Source organism: Pseudomonas sp. 86_A (assembly GCF_017491705.1).
Lineage (GTDB): Bacteria > Pseudomonadota > Gammaproteobacteria > Pseudomonadales > Pseudomonadaceae > Aquipseudomonas > Aquipseudomonas koreensis.
Map to the genome: position 1 here is coordinate 57,646 of NZ_JAFGYS010000022.1, position 14,797 is coordinate 72,442.

Below are 14,797 nucleotides of genomic sequence, written 5' to 3' on the forward strand. Positions count from 1 at the left end.
GCCATGTTAAGTAGAACTGCCTCGGATCTGTACTGGATGTCGCGTTACCTGGAGCGCGCGGAAAACCTCGCGCGGATGCTCGATATCAGCTATTCGCTGTCGCTGATGCCGCAGGACGGTCGCGGCGACGGTCTGCACGAACTGGCCATGCCGCTGTTGATCACCGGCACCCTCGACGATTACCTGGAGCGTCACGGCGAACTGCACGCCGAACGCCTGCTGCACTTTTTCGCCCTCGATGCGGCCAACCCGGCGAGCATCTACAGCTGCCTCGGCGCGGCGCGAGCCAGTGCGCATGCGGTGCGCGGGCGGATCACCGCGGACATGTGGGAAAACATCAACGCCACCTGGCTGGAGATTCGCGGGATCGCCGAGCAGGGCCTCAGCCGTTACGGCATGAGCCGCTTCTGCGAATGGATCAAGGAGCGTTCGCACCTGTTCCGTGGCGCCTCGTACGGCACCATCATGCGCAACGATGCGTTCCGCTTCATTCGCCTCGGCACCTTCATCGAGCGCGCCGACAATACGCTGCGACTGCTCGATGCGCGCTATGAAATGGCCGGCGATCAGGCCGAAGCGGTCAGCGACGGCACCGCTCATGCCTATTACCAGTGGAGTGCGCTGCTGCGGGCCTTGTCATCGTTCGAGGCCTACACCGAGATCTATCGCGACGCACCCGGGGCCCGGCATGTTGCCGAACTGCTGCTGTTGCGCGCCGATGTGCCGCGTTCGTTGCGCGCCTGCACCGAGGAAATCGACCAGATCCTCGCGCAACTGCCAGGCGCCAACGGTCGTCCTGCGCAACGTCTTGCCGCTGAAATGGACGCGCGCCTGCGCTACACCGGTATCAACGAAATCCTCGCCGAAGGCCTGCACGCCTGGCTCACCGAATTCATCCCGCTGGTGCGCCAGTTGGGCAATGCCATTCACAGTTCATACCTGGAGGCTGCATGAGACTTTCCATTAGCCACGAGACCACCTATCACTATGAGGATCAGGTGCGGGCGAGCATCCAGTATCTGCGCCTGACCCCGCACGACAGCGAGCGTCAGCACGTGTTGAGCTGGCAACTCGACCTGCCACGCCCGGTGCGCGCCCAGCTCGATCCGTTCGGCAACATCCTGCATGTGCTGACCATGGACGAGCCGCACGAAGCGATCATCATCGGTGCGCGAGGTCAGGTTGATATTGATGAGCTGCGCGAGGCCGAGCATGAAAGCCAGTCGGCGCTGCCGTTCCTGCGCTTTACCCGCCTGACCGAGGCTGACGAGGCGTTGCGCGCGTTTGCCGGCAATGCCTGCAAACAGCGACGTGATCGCACCGCACTGATCGACTTGATGCATGGCTTGAACCAGCACATGACCTACACGCCGGGTTCCACCGAAGTCGACACCAGTGCCGCCGAAGCTTTCGCCGGGCGTGCGGGTGTTTGTCAGGATCACACCCATGCATTTCTCGCCTGCGCGCGCAGCCTGGGGATTCCGTCGCGGTATGTGTCGGGATATCTGTACAGCGAGGACGCCGAGCACCTGGCCAGTCATGCCTGGGCCGAAGCGTGGCTGGATGACGCTTGGTACAGCTTCGACGTGACCAACCAATTGGCGCGCCCGGAGCGCCATCTGAAACTGGCGGTGGGCCTGGATTATCTGGATGCCTGCCCGGTACGTGGCATGCGCCGGGGCGGCGGGTGTGAGCAGATGCATGCCAAGGTGTTCGTGTCGCCAACCCCGGTTATCTCCGTGCAACAACAGTAAACGGCATCCCCCTGTAGGAGCTGCGGCACGCTGCGATCTTTTGACCTTGGTTGTAAAACAGAATCAAAAGATCGCAGCGTGCCGCAGCTCCTACAGGAGATTGTCCTCAAGGCTTAACCTTGCGCCCAGCCATGTGCTGCAAGTAGCCAATCAACATCTGCAAATCCTTCTCCGGCAACACATCCGCCGAAAACCCCGGCATCTTCGCCTGCGGCCACTGGCGCAGACTCTGCGGATCACGAATGTAGCGTTTGAGGAAATCCGCGCCGAAATACTCGGTCGGGTTGTACGGAATGTTCAGGTCCGGCCCGAACTGCGCATCGCCCGCACCGTTCAAGCGGTGGCAGGCCAGGCAGTTTTTCTGAAACAGCGCAAAACCCTGATTCACCGGGTCATCCGCTTTCAACTTGGGATCCGGCAACAGGGCAGGGAAGCGCGCGGCCACCGGCGCCATGCGCTTGATGCTGGCCACTTCGAACGGCCATTGCTCGGGGCTGATGTTGCCGGCTTGCGGATCGGTCCACACCAGATAAAACGGCCCCGCGCTGTGCCTGCCTTCGGACAGCGGCGGCCATGGCTGCGCCGGGTCCTCGATCGCCAGCCACGCCCTTGCGCCTTTGGTATTGAGCAACGGGGCAGCGGCCAGTTCGGCGGCAAATCCGTCCAGCGCCACGGCTTGCAAGTGATCGTCCGGCTTGATCCCGGTGAGCAGTGCCGCGACGGGCACGGCGCGATACGTCATGTCCTTCTTGTAGGACACATCGTTCTTGATGGTGAGGGTTTGCACCTGCGGATGCTTGAGCAATTCCTCGGTCTGCCAGGTGCGACTGGTTGCACCCAGCTGCAAGTCCAGCTGCGCGGCAGACAAGGGCAAGCTCAGCAGCAGGGCCGAGAACATTATGAGCGTTTTCAAATGATCGCCGTCCATGTCGTGGAAGTGCGCAAAGGTTGGCACAGCCACGCTGGCCCGGGTAGCGGGCCAGTCACATTTTTGATGGCGATGACGTGCACCCGGCCGTTGGGTCAGCCGATGACCTTGGTCAGGTTCGGCAAAATCAGCAACAGCGTGGTGGCGAAAAGAATGAGCCCGGCTTGACGAACTTTCGGTTGTTTGAACATGGCTTGACCGCCTTTATTGTTATTTCCTGATGTCTGCCTGCATATCCATGACGGCAAACGCTGCACTTCCTGTTGAAGAACGCCGGCCCCGGCAAAACCCGACGACTCTGACGTACATTTACTACCTTAGAGCCCGCGTCACGCGCCGCTTAGATCCATTTCGTATGTATTTGCTGCCACTAGCGATAAAAAAGGCATGAGGCGTATTGCCAGCTTCTTTGCCGCCCGCTTGCTAGACAACTCGCGGACCTGAACCGGTTCACCCGATGTGAGATGACCGTCCGTCTGAGCGTGCGCGTCAACGTCATTGAGCGCTGTGGTCATTGAATCCTCGACGGCGCGGGACAACAGTGACACCACGAATTTCACTCACCGCACAGGTTCGAGGACGTCATGACCCAAGCTTTGATTTTCGATGCGTTACGTACGCCGCGCGGCAAAGGCAAGGCCGATGGCGCGCTGCACAGCGTCAAACCGGTGAATCTGGTCGCGGGGTTGTTGACCGCACTGCAAAGCCGCACCGCGCTGGACACCAGCCAGGTCGATGACGTGGTGCTCGGCTGCGTCACGCCGATTGGTGATCAGGGCTCGGACATCGCCAAGACTGCGGTGCAAGTGGCCGATTGGGACGTCAGCGTGGCGGGCGTGCAGATCAACCGCTTCTGCGCCTCGGGTCTGGAGGCGGTGAACCTCGGCGCGATGAAAGTCCGCTCCGGATTCGAAGACCTGGTGGTGGTGGGCGGCGTCGAGTCGATGTCGCGGGTGCCGATGGGCAGCGACGGCGGCGCCTGGGCGCTGGACCCGCAAACCAACCTGCACAGCCACTTCACCCCGCAGGGCGTCGGCGCGGACCTGATCGCCACCCTTGAAGGCTTCAGCCGTGAGGACGTCGATGCCTACGCGCTGCATTCGCAATACAAGGCGGCGCGGGCGCGGGCCAATGGTGCGTTCAACAAGTCGCTGGTGCCGGTGCAGGATCAGAACGGCATCATCCTGCTCGACCATGACGAATTCATTCGCGCCGAGTCGACCATGGAAGGCCTCGGCAAACTCAAGCCGAGTTTCGAAATGATCGGCCAAATGGGCTTCGACGCCACGGCGCTGCGGGTCTACAGCCATGTCGAGCGGATCAATCACGTGCACACCCCGGGCAACAGCTCCGGAATCGTCGACGGGGCGGCGCTGATGTTGATCGGCTCCGAAGCCAAGGGCCGTGCACTCGGCTTGCAGCCACGGGCACGAATCGTCGCCACGGCGGTGACCAGCACTGACCCGACCATCATGCTCACCGGTCCGGCACCGGCCACCCGCAAGGCGCTGGCCAAGGCCGGGTTGCGCGTGGAAGACATCGACCTGTTCGAGGTCAACGAGGCGTTTGCCTCGGTGGTGCTCAAGTTCATCAAGGACATGGCGGTGGACCCGGACAAGGTCAACGTCAATGGCGGCTCCATCGCGATGGGCCACCCGCTGGGCGCCACCGGTTGCGCGATCCTCGGCACCCTGCTCGATGAACTGGAAGCGCGGCGCCTGCGCTATGGCCTGGCGACGCTGTGCGTCGGCGGCGGCATGGGCATTGCCACCATCATCGAACGTCTCTGAGCCCCGAATTCAAGGAACCTTGTTATGAGCGAAGCCATTCGTTACGAAAAAGGCCAGGACGGCATCGTCGTGCTGACCATCGACATGCCGGGCCAGAGCGCCAACACCATGAACGCCGTGTACCGCCAGGCCATGGGCGCCTGCGTTGCGCATCTGCTGGCGGACAAAGACAGCATCGCCGGAGTCATCATTACGTCGGCGAAGAAAACCTTCTTTGCCGGCGGCGACCTCAATGAGCTGATCAAGGTTGGCAAACCCGAGGCCAAAGCCTTCTATGACATGGTGCTGAGCCTCAAAGCCCAGTTGCGCACCCTGGAAACCCTCGGCAAACCCGTGGTCGCCGCCATTAACGGCGCGGCGCTCGGCGGTGGCTGGGAAATCTGTCTGGCCTGCCACCACCGGGTGGCGCTGGATGATGCGGCGGTGCAACTCGGTCTGCCGGAAGTGACACTCGGTCTGCTGCCGGGCGGTGGCGGGGTGGTGCGCATGGTGCGCATGCTTGGCATCGAAAAGGCTCTGCCGTATCTGCTCGAAGGCAAGAAGGTGCGCCCGCAACAGGCATTGCAGGCCGGTTTGATCGATGAGCTGGCGGCGGATCGTGACGAGCTGCTGGCCAAGGCCCGCGCCTGGATTGTCGCCAACCCGACGGCCGTGCAGCGCTGGGATGTGAAGGGCTACCAGATCCCGGGCGGCACGCCGTCGAACCCGAAGGTCGCGCAGATGTTGGCGATTGCGCCGTCGATCCTGCGGGCGAAGACTCAAGGCACGCTGCCGGCCCCGGAGAAAATTCTGTGCGCGGCAGTCGAAGGCGCGCAGGTGGACTTCGACACCGCGCACCTGATTGAAACCCGTTACTTCACCGAACTGACCACCGGGCAGATCTCGAAGAACCTGATTGGCACCTTCTGGTTCCAGCTCAACGAAATAAACGCCGGCGGCTCGCGGCCGCAGGGCTTCGCGCCCTACGTCACGCGCAAGGTCGGCGTGCTGGGCGCGGGGATGATGGGCGCCGGGATCGCGTTCGTCAGCGCCTCGGCCGGCATCGACGTGGTGCTCAAGGACATCAACCTGGCGGCGGCCGAAAAGGGCAAGGCGCATTCGGCGGCGTTGCTCGACAAGAAAGTCGCCCGGGACCAGATGACAGCGGAAAAACGCGACGCGGTGCTGGCGCGGATCCAGCCCAGCGAGAACGATGCCGACCTGGCCGGCTGCGACTTGATCATCGAAGCGGTGTTCGAGGATCGCGAACTGAAAGCCAAGGTCTCGGCGGCGGCGCAGCAAGTGGTCGGTAGCGACGCGGTGATTGCCTCCAACACCTCGACCTTGCCGATCACCGGGTTGGCGATGGCAGTGCCGGATCAAAGCAAGTTCATCGGCCTGCATTTCTTCAGTCCGGTGGAAAAAATGCCGCTGGTGGAAATCATCAAGGGCGCGCAGACCAGCGATGAAACCCTGGCGCGGGGTTTCGACTTCGTCCTGCAAATCAAGAAAACTCCGATCGTGGTCAACGACAGTCGCGGCTTCTTCACCTCGCGGGTGTTTGGCACCTTTACCAACGAAGGCATTGCCATGCTCGGCGAGGGCGTGAGTGCGCCGATGATCGAGACCGAAGCGCGCAAGGCCGGGATGCCGGTCGGGCCGCTGGCGATCTCCGACGAAGTTTCCCTCAGCCTGATGAGCCATATCCGCCAGCAAACGGCCAAAGACCTGCAAGCAGAAGGGAAACCGCTGATAGAACATCCGGCGTTCGCCGTGATTGACTTGCTGCTCAACGAATACAAGCGTCCGGGCAAAGCCGCCGGTGGTGGCTTCTACGATTACCCGGCTGGCGCGCAGAAGCACCTGTGGCCGGAGTTGAAGACGCGCTTCGAGAAGGCCGACGGGCAGATTTCAGCGAAGGATGTGCGGGATCGTCTGCTGTTCGTGCAGGCCCTCGAAACCGTGCGCTGCGTGGAGGAGGGCGTGCTGACCTCGACGGCGGATGCCAACGTTGGCTCGATCTTCGGCATCGGTTTTGCGGCGTGGACCGGCGGTGCGCTGCAGTTCATCAATCAGTACGGGGTGCAGGACTTCGTCGCCCGCGCGCAATATCTGGCCGAGCAATACGGCGAGCGTTTTGCGCCACCGGCGTTGCTGCTGGAGAAGGCGGCGAACGGCGAGCTGTTTTAAGTGATCGGCTGAACACTGTGGGGCTTGCCTTGCCTAGGTGTTTCAAGGCAGGCTCTGGGGTGTTCATTATTCCCATCACGTGTCAGGTATTTTTTATGTCGCTACGCATCTGCATTCTGGAAACCGACATCCTGCGTCCGGAACTGGTCGATCAATATCAGGGTTACGGGCAGATGTTCCAGCGCCTGTTCTCGCAGCAACCGATTGCCGCCGAGTTCACCGTGTACAACGTGATGCAGGGCGAATACCCGAGCGACGACCTGACCTTCGACGCGTACCTGATCACCGGCAGCAAGGCCGATTCGTTCGGCACCGATCCGTGGATCCAGACCCTCAAGCAATACCTGCTGAACCGTTACGAGCGCGGCGACAAGCTGCTCGGCGTGTGCTTCGGCCATCAACTGCTGGCGCTGCTGCTGGGCGGCAAGAGCGAGCGCGCCACTCAGGGTTGGGGTGTCGGCACCCACAACTACAAACTGGCGGCCAAGGCGCCGTGGATGAGCCCGGTGCGTGAAGAGCTGACGCTGCTGATCAGCCACCAGGACCAGGTCACCGCGCTGCCGGAAAACGCCACGGTCATCGCCTCCAGCGATTTCTGCCCGTTCGCCGCGTATCACATCAACGATCAGGTGCTGTGCTTCCAGGGCCACCCGGAATTCATCCACGACTATTCGCGGGCGCTGCTGGACCTGCGCCAAGAGGCGTTGGGTTCGCAGATCTACTCGAAAGGCGTTGCCAGCCTGGAGCAGGAGCACCATGGCACGACCGTGGCGGAATGGATGATGCGTTTTGTGGCGCACAAGCCAGAAGCCGAAGCGCTTTAAGACCTGACATTTACCTATGTGGCGAGGGAGCTTGCTCCCGCGCCACAGGACTACAACCACCCCGACTTCTTGAAACTCGCCCACAAACTCACACACCCCACCGTGATAAATCCCAGCACGGCGAAATAGCCGTAGTGCCAGCTCAGCTCCGGCATGTTCTGGAAGTTCATCCCGTAAATCCCCGCCACCGCCGTCGGGAACGCCAGAATCGCCGCCCACGCGGCAAACTTGCGCTGCACCACGCTCTGCCGCGAGGCTTCAAGCAGCACGCCGATCTCGATGGTCTGGCTGGCAATGTCCGCCAGGGTGGTCAGGTCTTCCATCTGCCGGGTGACGTGAATCTGCACATCGCGAAAGTACGGGCGCATGTTCTTGTCGATGAACGGGAAGCTCAGCTTCTGCAGTTCCTCACCGATTTCCACCATCGGCGCCGCATAACGACGCAGGCGCAACACGTCGCGGCGCAGGCCGTGAAGCTTCTGGATGTCATGCTCGTTTAAAGCGCTACACAGCACGTTGCGCTCCAGTTCATCGATCTCGGCATGAATCGCTTCGCCCACCGGCTGGTAGTTTTCGATGACGAAATCCAGCAGCGCATAGAGCACGAAGTCTTCCCCATGCTCGAGCAACAGCGGTCGTGCCTCACAGCGTTGACGGACATGCGCGTAGGACGCCGAGTGACCGTTGCGGGCGGTGATGATGTAGCCCTTGCCGGCGAAGATGTGCGTTTCGATGAACTGCAAAATCCCGTGTTCACGGATCGGCGAGTAGGTGACGATAAACAAAGCGTCGCCAAAGGTTTCCAGTTTCGGTCGGCTGTGTTTTTCCAGGGCATCTTCAATCGCCAGTTCGTGCAGATTGAACTGGCGTTGCAGGTTGGCCAGTTCCTGCGCGTCCGGCTCTTCCAGGCCGATCCAGACAAAGTGCCCGGTTTTCGCGGCCCAGGCGGCGCCCTCATCGAGGGTAATATTGGTGACTTTCTTACCGGCGCTGTAAACCGCAGCAGCAACAACTCGACCCATGGTGGTGGTTCACTTCTTCTTGGCAGATGGCAGGGAATACAAGGCTTCAGCTTAGCCGTGTCGCTGCTTGAGAGTCAGTGAAATCTGCACAGTTCACCCGGCAAAAGAAAACCCGCACAAGGCGGGTTTGTTTTTCACGCAGCTTGCAGCTGCTGATCCATCGCGGCGATGCATTCGCGCATCTGTTCGCGGCACTGGGTCATGAGCATGGGCATGTCATCCATGGTCAGTCCGGCGGTAGGAATGGCCGGCAGCGAACGTATGAGAATTTTCCCGCTGCGCCAGCGGTTCAGGCGCATATGCTTGATGTAACTGCTGACGCACACCGGCACGATCGGCACGCCGGCGGCAATCGCCATCTGAAACGCGCCTTTCTTGAACGGCAGCAGTTCTTCGCCGAGGTTGCGCGTGCCTTCCGGGAACACCCAGATCGAGGTGTCTTCGTGTTGCAGGGTGTGGGTGGTGGTGAGCATCGACTTGCGCGCCTTGTGCGCATTGCCACGATCGATCAACACGTTGCCGGCCAGCCAGAACAGTTGGCCGAACAGCGGCACCCACTTCAGGCTCTTCTTGCCGATGCACACGGTACGCCGAGGCACCACGTTGCCGAACACGAACAGGTCGTAGTTGGACTGATGGTTGGCGATGATCACGCAGCTGTCGGGTTTGTTCATCAACGGGCCGACATCGGCCTTGACCCGCAAGCGCAGAATGCACATGGCCGGAAGCGCATAGAGGCGGGCGCACAAACGGCTGTTATCCGGGTTGAACGGGCGGCACAGACCCAGGAGTACGCCCAACACGCCGGCCAGAACAAAGTGCAAGCCCATCAACAACATACGCAACACAAACAGCATTTTCGGTGCCCACCGGGACAAAAGGTGGCGCAGTGTACGGATGTGCACTGTTTTCGGCAATTGCTGCTATAGAGTGCGGAGATAGGCGATGTTTAAGCGCATATTTCCGGAATCGACGTCAGACGCGTCCTAGAGCCGTGGACGATTCATCAACCGAACACGCAAGAAAAAGCCCGACACGACGGTCGGGCTTTTCTTCGGCTCTGGAAGCGAGGGGCTTAGCCCAGATGCTCCTGATCCTGGATGATCGCGTTGTCTAGGGCTTCGAGCAGCGCCTTGCGCACTTTGAGCTTGGTGTTCTTGTGCGCGTTCATGTTGATCTTCTTCAATTGACGCGCGGCGGCCAGGGCGGCGCCTTGCAGTTCTTCGGCCGCCACCACCTTGTCGAGGAAACCGGCGTCCACCGCGCTTTTCGGATCAAACATCTCGCCGTTGATCACCGAACGGTGGAACGCCGAACGACGCAGGCGATCACGCGCCAGCTCGATGCCGGCGTGGTGCATGGTCATGCCGATCTGCACTTCGTTCAGACCGATGCTGAACGGACCGTCGACGCCAATGCGATAGTCGGCAGACAACAGCAGGAACGCGCCCTTGGCTACCGCGTGCCCAGGGCACGCAACGATCACCGGGAACGGGTGAGAGAGCAGGCGACGGGCCAGGGTCGAACCGGCGGTCACCAGTGCCACGGCTTCTTTAGGGCCGGCGGTCATCACTTTCAAGTCATAGCCACCGGACAGAATCCCCGGCTGACCGGTAATGATCACGATGGCACGATCAGTCTTCGCCTGATCCAGCGCCGCGTTGAACGCCGCAATCACGTCCGGGGAAATGGCATTGACCTTGCCGTTGTTCAAGGTCAGGGTCGCGATGCCGTCTTCGAGGTGGTAGGCAATCAACTCACTCATGACGCAATTCCTTGTAAGAAAGATGGGCAGACGTTACCCACCACCGTAGGCCAGGTAAAGCGCCGTGACTGACTCGCCGGTCACCGTTTCCCGCCTCACCCGGCGTAGCGCGCCGTTCTGCTTCTATATAGAAGGGTGGCCGTCACCAGAGATTGGCCGGTTTGCCATCGCCCGCCGTGGGCTGAAACGGCTTTTTGTCTTAACCGCATGAAAATTCTGAAAAAAAGTTTGCCATCAGAAAAGCTTTCGACTACATTAGCGCGCCTCGACAGACAGAACATGTTTGAAGAGATACGGTGAAGTGTCCGAGTGGCTTAAGGAGCACGCCTGGAAAGTGTGTATACAGGAAACTGTATCGAGAGTTCGAATCTCTCCTTCACCGCCACATTCAATACACAAAACCCCTGATTTCGAAAGAGATCAGGGGTTTTGTGGTTTTTGGCGTCTGGATTTTAATCCGCCGTGGAAATCATGCTGGAAGTGCTCGGCCTGATTTTCCATAGCGCACTACAATCGCCGCTTTATCCGTAGAAAAAAGGACTGTTCCCATGATTATTTCCACCACTCACGCCATCGAAGGCCGACAGATCACCGCTTACCTGGACATTGTCAGCGCGGAGTCGGTGCAGGGCGTCAATGTGATTCGTGACATGTTTGCCGGCATGCGCGATTTTTTTGGTGGGCGGTCGCAGACGCTGGAGCGTGCATTGAAAGAGGCGCGGGTTCAGGCGACTGACGAGATCAAGGAACGGGCGCGGGCCTTGCAGGCGGATGCGGTGGTCGGGCTGGATTTCGAGATCAGCATGCCGGCAGGCAAGGGTGGCATGGTTGTCGTGTTCGCGACGGGCACGGCGGTCAAGTTGCGTTGATGCAGTGGCCGGTTCAAGCGAGCCCATTCAGGCAATGAATGGGCTCTTTGCTTTCTGGCTTTCGGTCAGCCTTGTGGCTTGAGTATCACCAGCCCATGGGCGTCATAGGTCAGGGGCGTATCAATCGCGGCCAGTGGCGGGGTGCCGGTGGAGGGCGTCGGATCGGCGGGCTGACTTGGGTGGTAGATGACGCCCGGGGTCAGAGTCGGTTTGTCCGGGTAGGTGATGGTGATGTCGCCCGAAGCGAGCTTTTCCTTGAATTTCTCACCGGCGGCTTTGCCGGCAGCGATTTGTTCGTCCGTGAGTTTTACGACAGGCATTTCCGGGAATCCGTTGATTTTCATGTTCTCTCCTTGAGATTCATTTGTAGGCAAAAGGGCAACGGCCTGTCGCCGGGAATCTTTAGCGCCATGAGACCGATGGCTCGTTACGGTGTTGAAAGGATGTAGGCCATTCGTCGGCCATCAGCGTATCTGAACCACAAGTCCAGGAATGACCGGCTAGTCTCAAAAGTCTTGGAGGTCGATATTTTTTCAGGCAATAAGGCTTTGCCGGTGTCGATCCATTTGAAAGGGGCGAAGGTATGACTGATCCGTATATCGAAGACGATGGAGCCGAATTTTCATTCAACAACTGCGTCCGTTGCGGCCAGACGGAGTATCAGGCGGGCTTTGGCGAGGACCCGGTTCTGACCGGCAAGATCAAGTCCGCTGCGCCCAAGGGGCCGAAAGCCAAGTTTCTGCCGAAGGTCTCGACCCGCTCGAGAAAATGATCAGCGACCTCACAACCCCGTCTATAAACGGGGTTTTTTATGCCTGCTGTTTATGAAGGGAAATTTCCTACAAGAGGTTGGGTAGATTCGGATGTATTTCACAAACTTTTCACGTCCACGGACGTAGGGTGAAGCCATCCGTTAGAAAGCAAGTCTCCAGCCCGTCTCCCCAGCGGGCTTTTTTTTGCCTGCGATAAAACCTTTTGCCAAATCGCTGTCCAATCGGCGCCTGATGCGCGGCGGCCGCTGATTTTGTCTGGACTTTAGCGCGTCGGCAGCATTCAATCTCGGCCCCTTTTGATCTCCCTATTTTTGAGGTTTTTGTCATGCGTCTAACATTGCCCGCTCTGGTTCTGGGGCTTCTGGTTGCTCAAGGTGCGGTGGCTGGCGAAGGCACTGCTGCGCTCGGCGGCGGTCTGGGTGGTGCGTTGGGTAATGTCGTCGGCCAGAAAATGGGCGGCAGCACCGGCGCAGCAATTGGTGCCGGTGTTGCAGGCGCGGCGGGCAGTGCGATGGCAGCCGGCAAGGGCAGCCGGACCAAAGCGGCCATCGGTGGTGGTGTCGGCGCGGCCGGTGGCTCGGTGATCGGCAATAGCCTGGGGGGCAGAAATGGCGCGACCATTGGCGCCGGTCTGGGTGGCGCGGCCGGCGGTGCCGTAGGCGCCAACCTGTCCAAAGGTCACAAGCGTCACTGATAGCGAACGCTTGTCAGAAAAAGCCCGACTCAATGTCGGGCTTTTTCATGGCTGAACGTTTTCCCGGGAAATGTCTCCAACTGACATAAGCCCTGTGGGCATACTGTCCCGATTCGGGAACTGTGAGGTTCAAATGCGTTTGTCATTGTCTGCACTGTTTTTCGGATTAGTGATCGCTCAAGGCGCAATGGCCGCCGGAGATGGTAGCGCCGCCGTCGGTGGCGGATTGGGCGGTGTACTCGGTAATGTGGTGGGCGGCCAGCTTGGCGGCAGCACCGGTGCGGCGGTCGGCGCGGGTGTTGGTGGCGCGGCGGGTGGCGCGGTCGGCGCGAATAAACGCAATCGCACCGAAGCCGCCATTGGCGGTGGCCTCGGCGCGGCCGGTGGCTCGGTGCTCGGCAACAGCCTGGGCGGTTCTACTGGTTCAGCCATCGGGGCAGGTTTGGGCGGTGCCGCCGGTGGTGCGGTGGGCAACAACCTGGGTGACGACGGCGGGAAGGGCCATTCCGGCGGTGGACACAAGCACAACAAGTACAAACATAAAAACCGCCATCATTGATTGAATGTCGAAAAGAAACCCGGCCTGGCGCCGGGTTTTTCGTGTCTGGCGGTCTAACGCTGGAACGATTGGCTGTAGGGCTTTTCGAACGTTATACAACTCACCACACGCAGAGGTTTGCCATGACCCCCGAAACCGAAGGCAAGGAAGAAAAAGGCCCGAGCGGTCTGCCGTTTATCAATGATCCGGGCAACGAGGATCCGGGGTCGCTGATGGACGATGCGACCGTGCCGCTCAACGATGCGGATGAGGCTTTGGATGAGGATTATGAAGAGGATGAGGATGAGCAGTGATTGCCTATTCTTTTGATCCTGCTTCGTAGTGATGTTTTTCGAGTCTTCAGGGCCTGCGGTTCTGTCAGGCCCTTTGAGAGGTGTGAAATGGGTGGTGAGCAGAAGGACGAAGATCTTGATGAAACGCCGGAGTATCCGTTGCCTTCACCTACGGATCCTTTGGAGCGGGATGATTTGCCGATGGAGGATGAGGAGGAGTAGTGCTCATGGTGTGATTTCTGTCGAGATTGCTAGCGCAGAGGTCACCTAAAACATTGCTTTATTTGGCTATTGAATGGAAAGAGACATCAATTCTGTCCGCGGTCACTTTAACGAAGCGCCCATTCAGATGAGGGTATTCGTAATGGATATCCTGGTCCGAAAAATCGATAAACGATCGGAAGACGTCTCCATCCAAGTAGCCATATATGTCACAGGAGAAACCACCATTGAGCATCTCAATCTGCTGGTTTTCGCATTCGGTAGCTGTCACACACTCTTCATCAGGCAACAGCATTTCGAACTCCACCTCGTAAGTAACGCCCACCTCTATTCTTGAAGGGCTATAACTGACGAAACACTTGACCGAAAAGCCCTCAACTACCAGGTCAATAGCGTCTTCTACAAATTGATCAATTTCGACGACTAATGCTTTGTATGTCCTAGTCATTAGCAGGCCTCACTGTTTTATCTTGTGCGTTGCCATTGATTGTCCGCCAAAATTCTTTTCCACTTTTGGTGTGTAGCGTCGTAATTTCATCATTCGTGTTGGTGCCCACGAAAGCAAATTTAGCTTCACCTTTACGATTGTTTCCCATCAGTAACAAATATCCTGATCGCACCTGTCCTCTGTATAAATACTCCACACGAGTACCTTGATTCACTACATCACGAGCAACGAGTAAATACTCTCCTTTGCTCATCGCTTTGAATTCGGCGCCATGTTTCTCAAAATGACTCATGAGCTTTTCGTCACTTCCAAAATCTTGAGGGTGGGAATTCGGCTTGGGGAGCGTTGGCTCACCCTCATCAACCTTAGCGCCACCAATCCCACCCGGCGCCTCACACCCAGGCTTATTCGGCGGCGGACAGTTCGCGCTCAACCCCAACGGATCCACCCACCCCGTCGGATTCGGCACATACCGATACTGATTCAACCCACCCGCCAACTTGATCGGATCCGGCGTCAGATACCTGCCCAACCTCGGGTCGTAATACCGGTGCCGGTTGTAATGCAGCCCGCTCTCCGCATCGAAATACTGCCCCTGAAACCGCAGCGGCTGGTCCAGGTAGTCCTCGCCCGCCAGGGTGATCGCCGCGACTTTGCCGTAGGCGTCGTACTGCGCCGACCAGACGATTTCGCCGCTGTAGTCGGTGA

Annotated in this window: 17 protein-coding genes and 1 tRNA gene; 11 read left to right on the forward strand and 7 right to left on the reverse strand. The window is 59.3% G+C overall.

All coding sequences use genetic code 11. The annotated features are described in order from the left end of the window. Positions 1–3 precede the first annotated feature (3 nt). Complete coding sequence (locus J5M57_RS26500) at positions 4–954, forward strand: alpha-E domain-containing protein (protein WP_027613321.1); 951 nt, start codon at positions 4–6, stop codon at positions 952–954. Next, complete coding sequence (locus J5M57_RS26505; RefSeq protein WP_083366519.1) at positions 951–1,754, forward strand: transglutaminase family protein; 804 nt, start codon at positions 951–953, stop codon at positions 1,752–1,754. The genes J5M57_RS26500 and J5M57_RS26505 overlap by 4 nt, the downstream gene beginning before the upstream one ends. 106 nt (positions 1,755–1,860) lie before the next feature. Here the strand turns inward: J5M57_RS26505 and J5M57_RS26510 are convergent, their stop codons facing one another. After that, on the reverse strand, positions 1,861–2,682 hold the full coding sequence (locus tag J5M57_RS26510) for a cytochrome c (protein WP_207850104.1): 822 nt from the start codon (positions 2,680–2,682) through the stop codon (positions 1,861–1,863). Between the two features lie 584 nt (positions 2,683–3,266). Between J5M57_RS26510 and J5M57_RS26515 the strand changes: the two genes are divergently transcribed. The 3 genes from J5M57_RS26515 to J5M57_RS26525 all read left to right on the forward strand — a co-directional run bounded on the left by J5M57_RS26515 (position 3,267) and on the right by J5M57_RS26525 (position 7,465). After that, positions 3,267–4,472: an acetyl-CoA C-acetyltransferase gene (locus tag J5M57_RS26515; protein WP_207850099.1), complete on the forward strand. Its 1,206-nt coding sequence runs from the start codon at positions 3,267–3,269 to the stop codon at positions 4,470–4,472. A gap of 24 nt (positions 4,473–4,496) precedes the next feature. Further along, positions 4,497–6,641 (forward strand): 3-hydroxyacyl-CoA dehydrogenase NAD-binding domain-containing protein, encoded by a 2,145-nt coding sequence (locus tag J5M57_RS26520; protein WP_207850100.1) that lies wholly within the window; start codon positions 4,497–4,499, stop codon positions 6,639–6,641. A 95-nt stretch (positions 6,642–6,736) separates the two neighbouring features. Further along, positions 6,737–7,465: an amidotransferase gene (locus J5M57_RS26525; RefSeq protein WP_064586730.1), complete on the forward strand. Its 729-nt coding sequence runs from the start codon at positions 6,737–6,739 to the stop codon at positions 7,463–7,465. 50 nt (positions 7,466–7,515) lie between these two features. On the opposite strand, the gene J5M57_RS26530 is transcribed toward J5M57_RS26525, so the two are convergent. The 3 genes from J5M57_RS26530 to J5M57_RS26540 all read right to left on the reverse strand — a co-directional run bounded on the left by J5M57_RS26530 (position 7,516) and on the right by J5M57_RS26540 (position 10,252). After that, positions 7,516–8,487, reverse strand: coding sequence for a magnesium and cobalt transport protein CorA (locus J5M57_RS26530; RefSeq protein ID WP_064586731.1), 972 nt, complete (start codon positions 8,485–8,487; stop codon positions 7,516–7,518). Between the two features lie 134 nt (positions 8,488–8,621). Next, positions 8,622–9,344, reverse strand: a complete 723-nt coding sequence (locus J5M57_RS26535) for a 1-acylglycerol-3-phosphate O-acyltransferase (RefSeq protein ID WP_064586732.1) — start codon at positions 9,342–9,344, stop codon at positions 8,622–8,624. Positions 9,345–9,562: 218 nt separating this feature from the next. Beyond that, positions 9,563–10,252, reverse strand: coding sequence for a crotonase/enoyl-CoA hydratase family protein (locus J5M57_RS26540; protein ID WP_064586733.1), 690 nt, complete (start codon positions 10,250–10,252; stop codon positions 9,563–9,565). Between the two features lie 295 nt (positions 10,253–10,547). Between J5M57_RS26540 and J5M57_RS26545 the strand changes: the two genes are divergently transcribed. Then, positions 10,548–10,637 (forward strand) — tRNA-Ser (locus J5M57_RS26545). Positions 10,638–10,800: 163 nt separating this feature from the next. After that, complete coding sequence (locus J5M57_RS26550; protein WP_027613311.1) at positions 10,801–11,121, forward strand: YbjQ family protein; 321 nt, start codon at positions 10,801–10,803, stop codon at positions 11,119–11,121. Positions 11,122–11,186: 65 nt separating this feature from the next. Here the strand turns inward: J5M57_RS26550 and J5M57_RS26555 are convergent, their stop codons facing one another. Further along, positions 11,187–11,465: a hypothetical protein gene (locus J5M57_RS26555; protein WP_207850101.1), complete on the reverse strand. Its 279-nt coding sequence runs from the start codon at positions 11,463–11,465 to the stop codon at positions 11,187–11,189. Positions 11,466–11,704: 239 nt separating this feature from the next. Between J5M57_RS26555 and J5M57_RS26560 the strand changes: the two genes are divergently transcribed. The 4 genes from J5M57_RS26560 to J5M57_RS26575 all read left to right on the forward strand — a co-directional run bounded on the left by J5M57_RS26560 (position 11,705) and on the right by J5M57_RS26575 (position 13,440). Next, positions 11,705–11,893 carry a hypothetical protein gene (locus J5M57_RS26560; RefSeq protein WP_064586735.1) on the forward strand — a complete coding sequence of 63 codons (189 nt, stop codon included), beginning with the start codon at positions 11,705–11,707 and terminating at the stop codon, positions 11,891–11,893. A gap of 326 nt (positions 11,894–12,219) precedes the next feature. Beyond that, positions 12,220–12,588 (forward strand): glycine zipper domain-containing protein, encoded by a 369-nt coding sequence (locus J5M57_RS26565; protein ID WP_007960728.1) that lies wholly within the window; start codon positions 12,220–12,222, stop codon positions 12,586–12,588. Positions 12,589–12,721: 133 nt separating this feature from the next. Next, positions 12,722–13,147 carry a YMGG-like glycine zipper-containing protein gene (locus J5M57_RS26570; protein WP_064586736.1) on the forward strand — a complete coding sequence of 142 codons (426 nt, stop codon included), beginning with the start codon at positions 12,722–12,724 and terminating at the stop codon, positions 13,145–13,147. A gap of 122 nt (positions 13,148–13,269) precedes the next feature. Further along, positions 13,270–13,440 carry a hypothetical protein gene (locus tag J5M57_RS26575; RefSeq protein WP_207850102.1) on the forward strand — a complete coding sequence of 57 codons (171 nt, stop codon included), beginning with the start codon at positions 13,270–13,272 and terminating at the stop codon, positions 13,438–13,440. Between the two features lie 259 nt (positions 13,441–13,699). Here the strand turns inward: J5M57_RS26575 and J5M57_RS26580 are convergent, their stop codons facing one another. Continuing rightward, entirely contained in the window at positions 13,700–14,089 is a 390-nt protein-coding gene (locus tag J5M57_RS26580; RefSeq protein ID WP_207850103.1) for a hypothetical protein, read from the reverse strand. Then, the coding region (locus J5M57_RS26585) for an RHS repeat-associated core domain-containing protein (RefSeq protein WP_279381959.1) at positions 14,082–14,797 on the reverse strand (716 nt) is incomplete at its 5' end. The genes J5M57_RS26585 and J5M57_RS26580, both read right to left, overlap by 8 nt.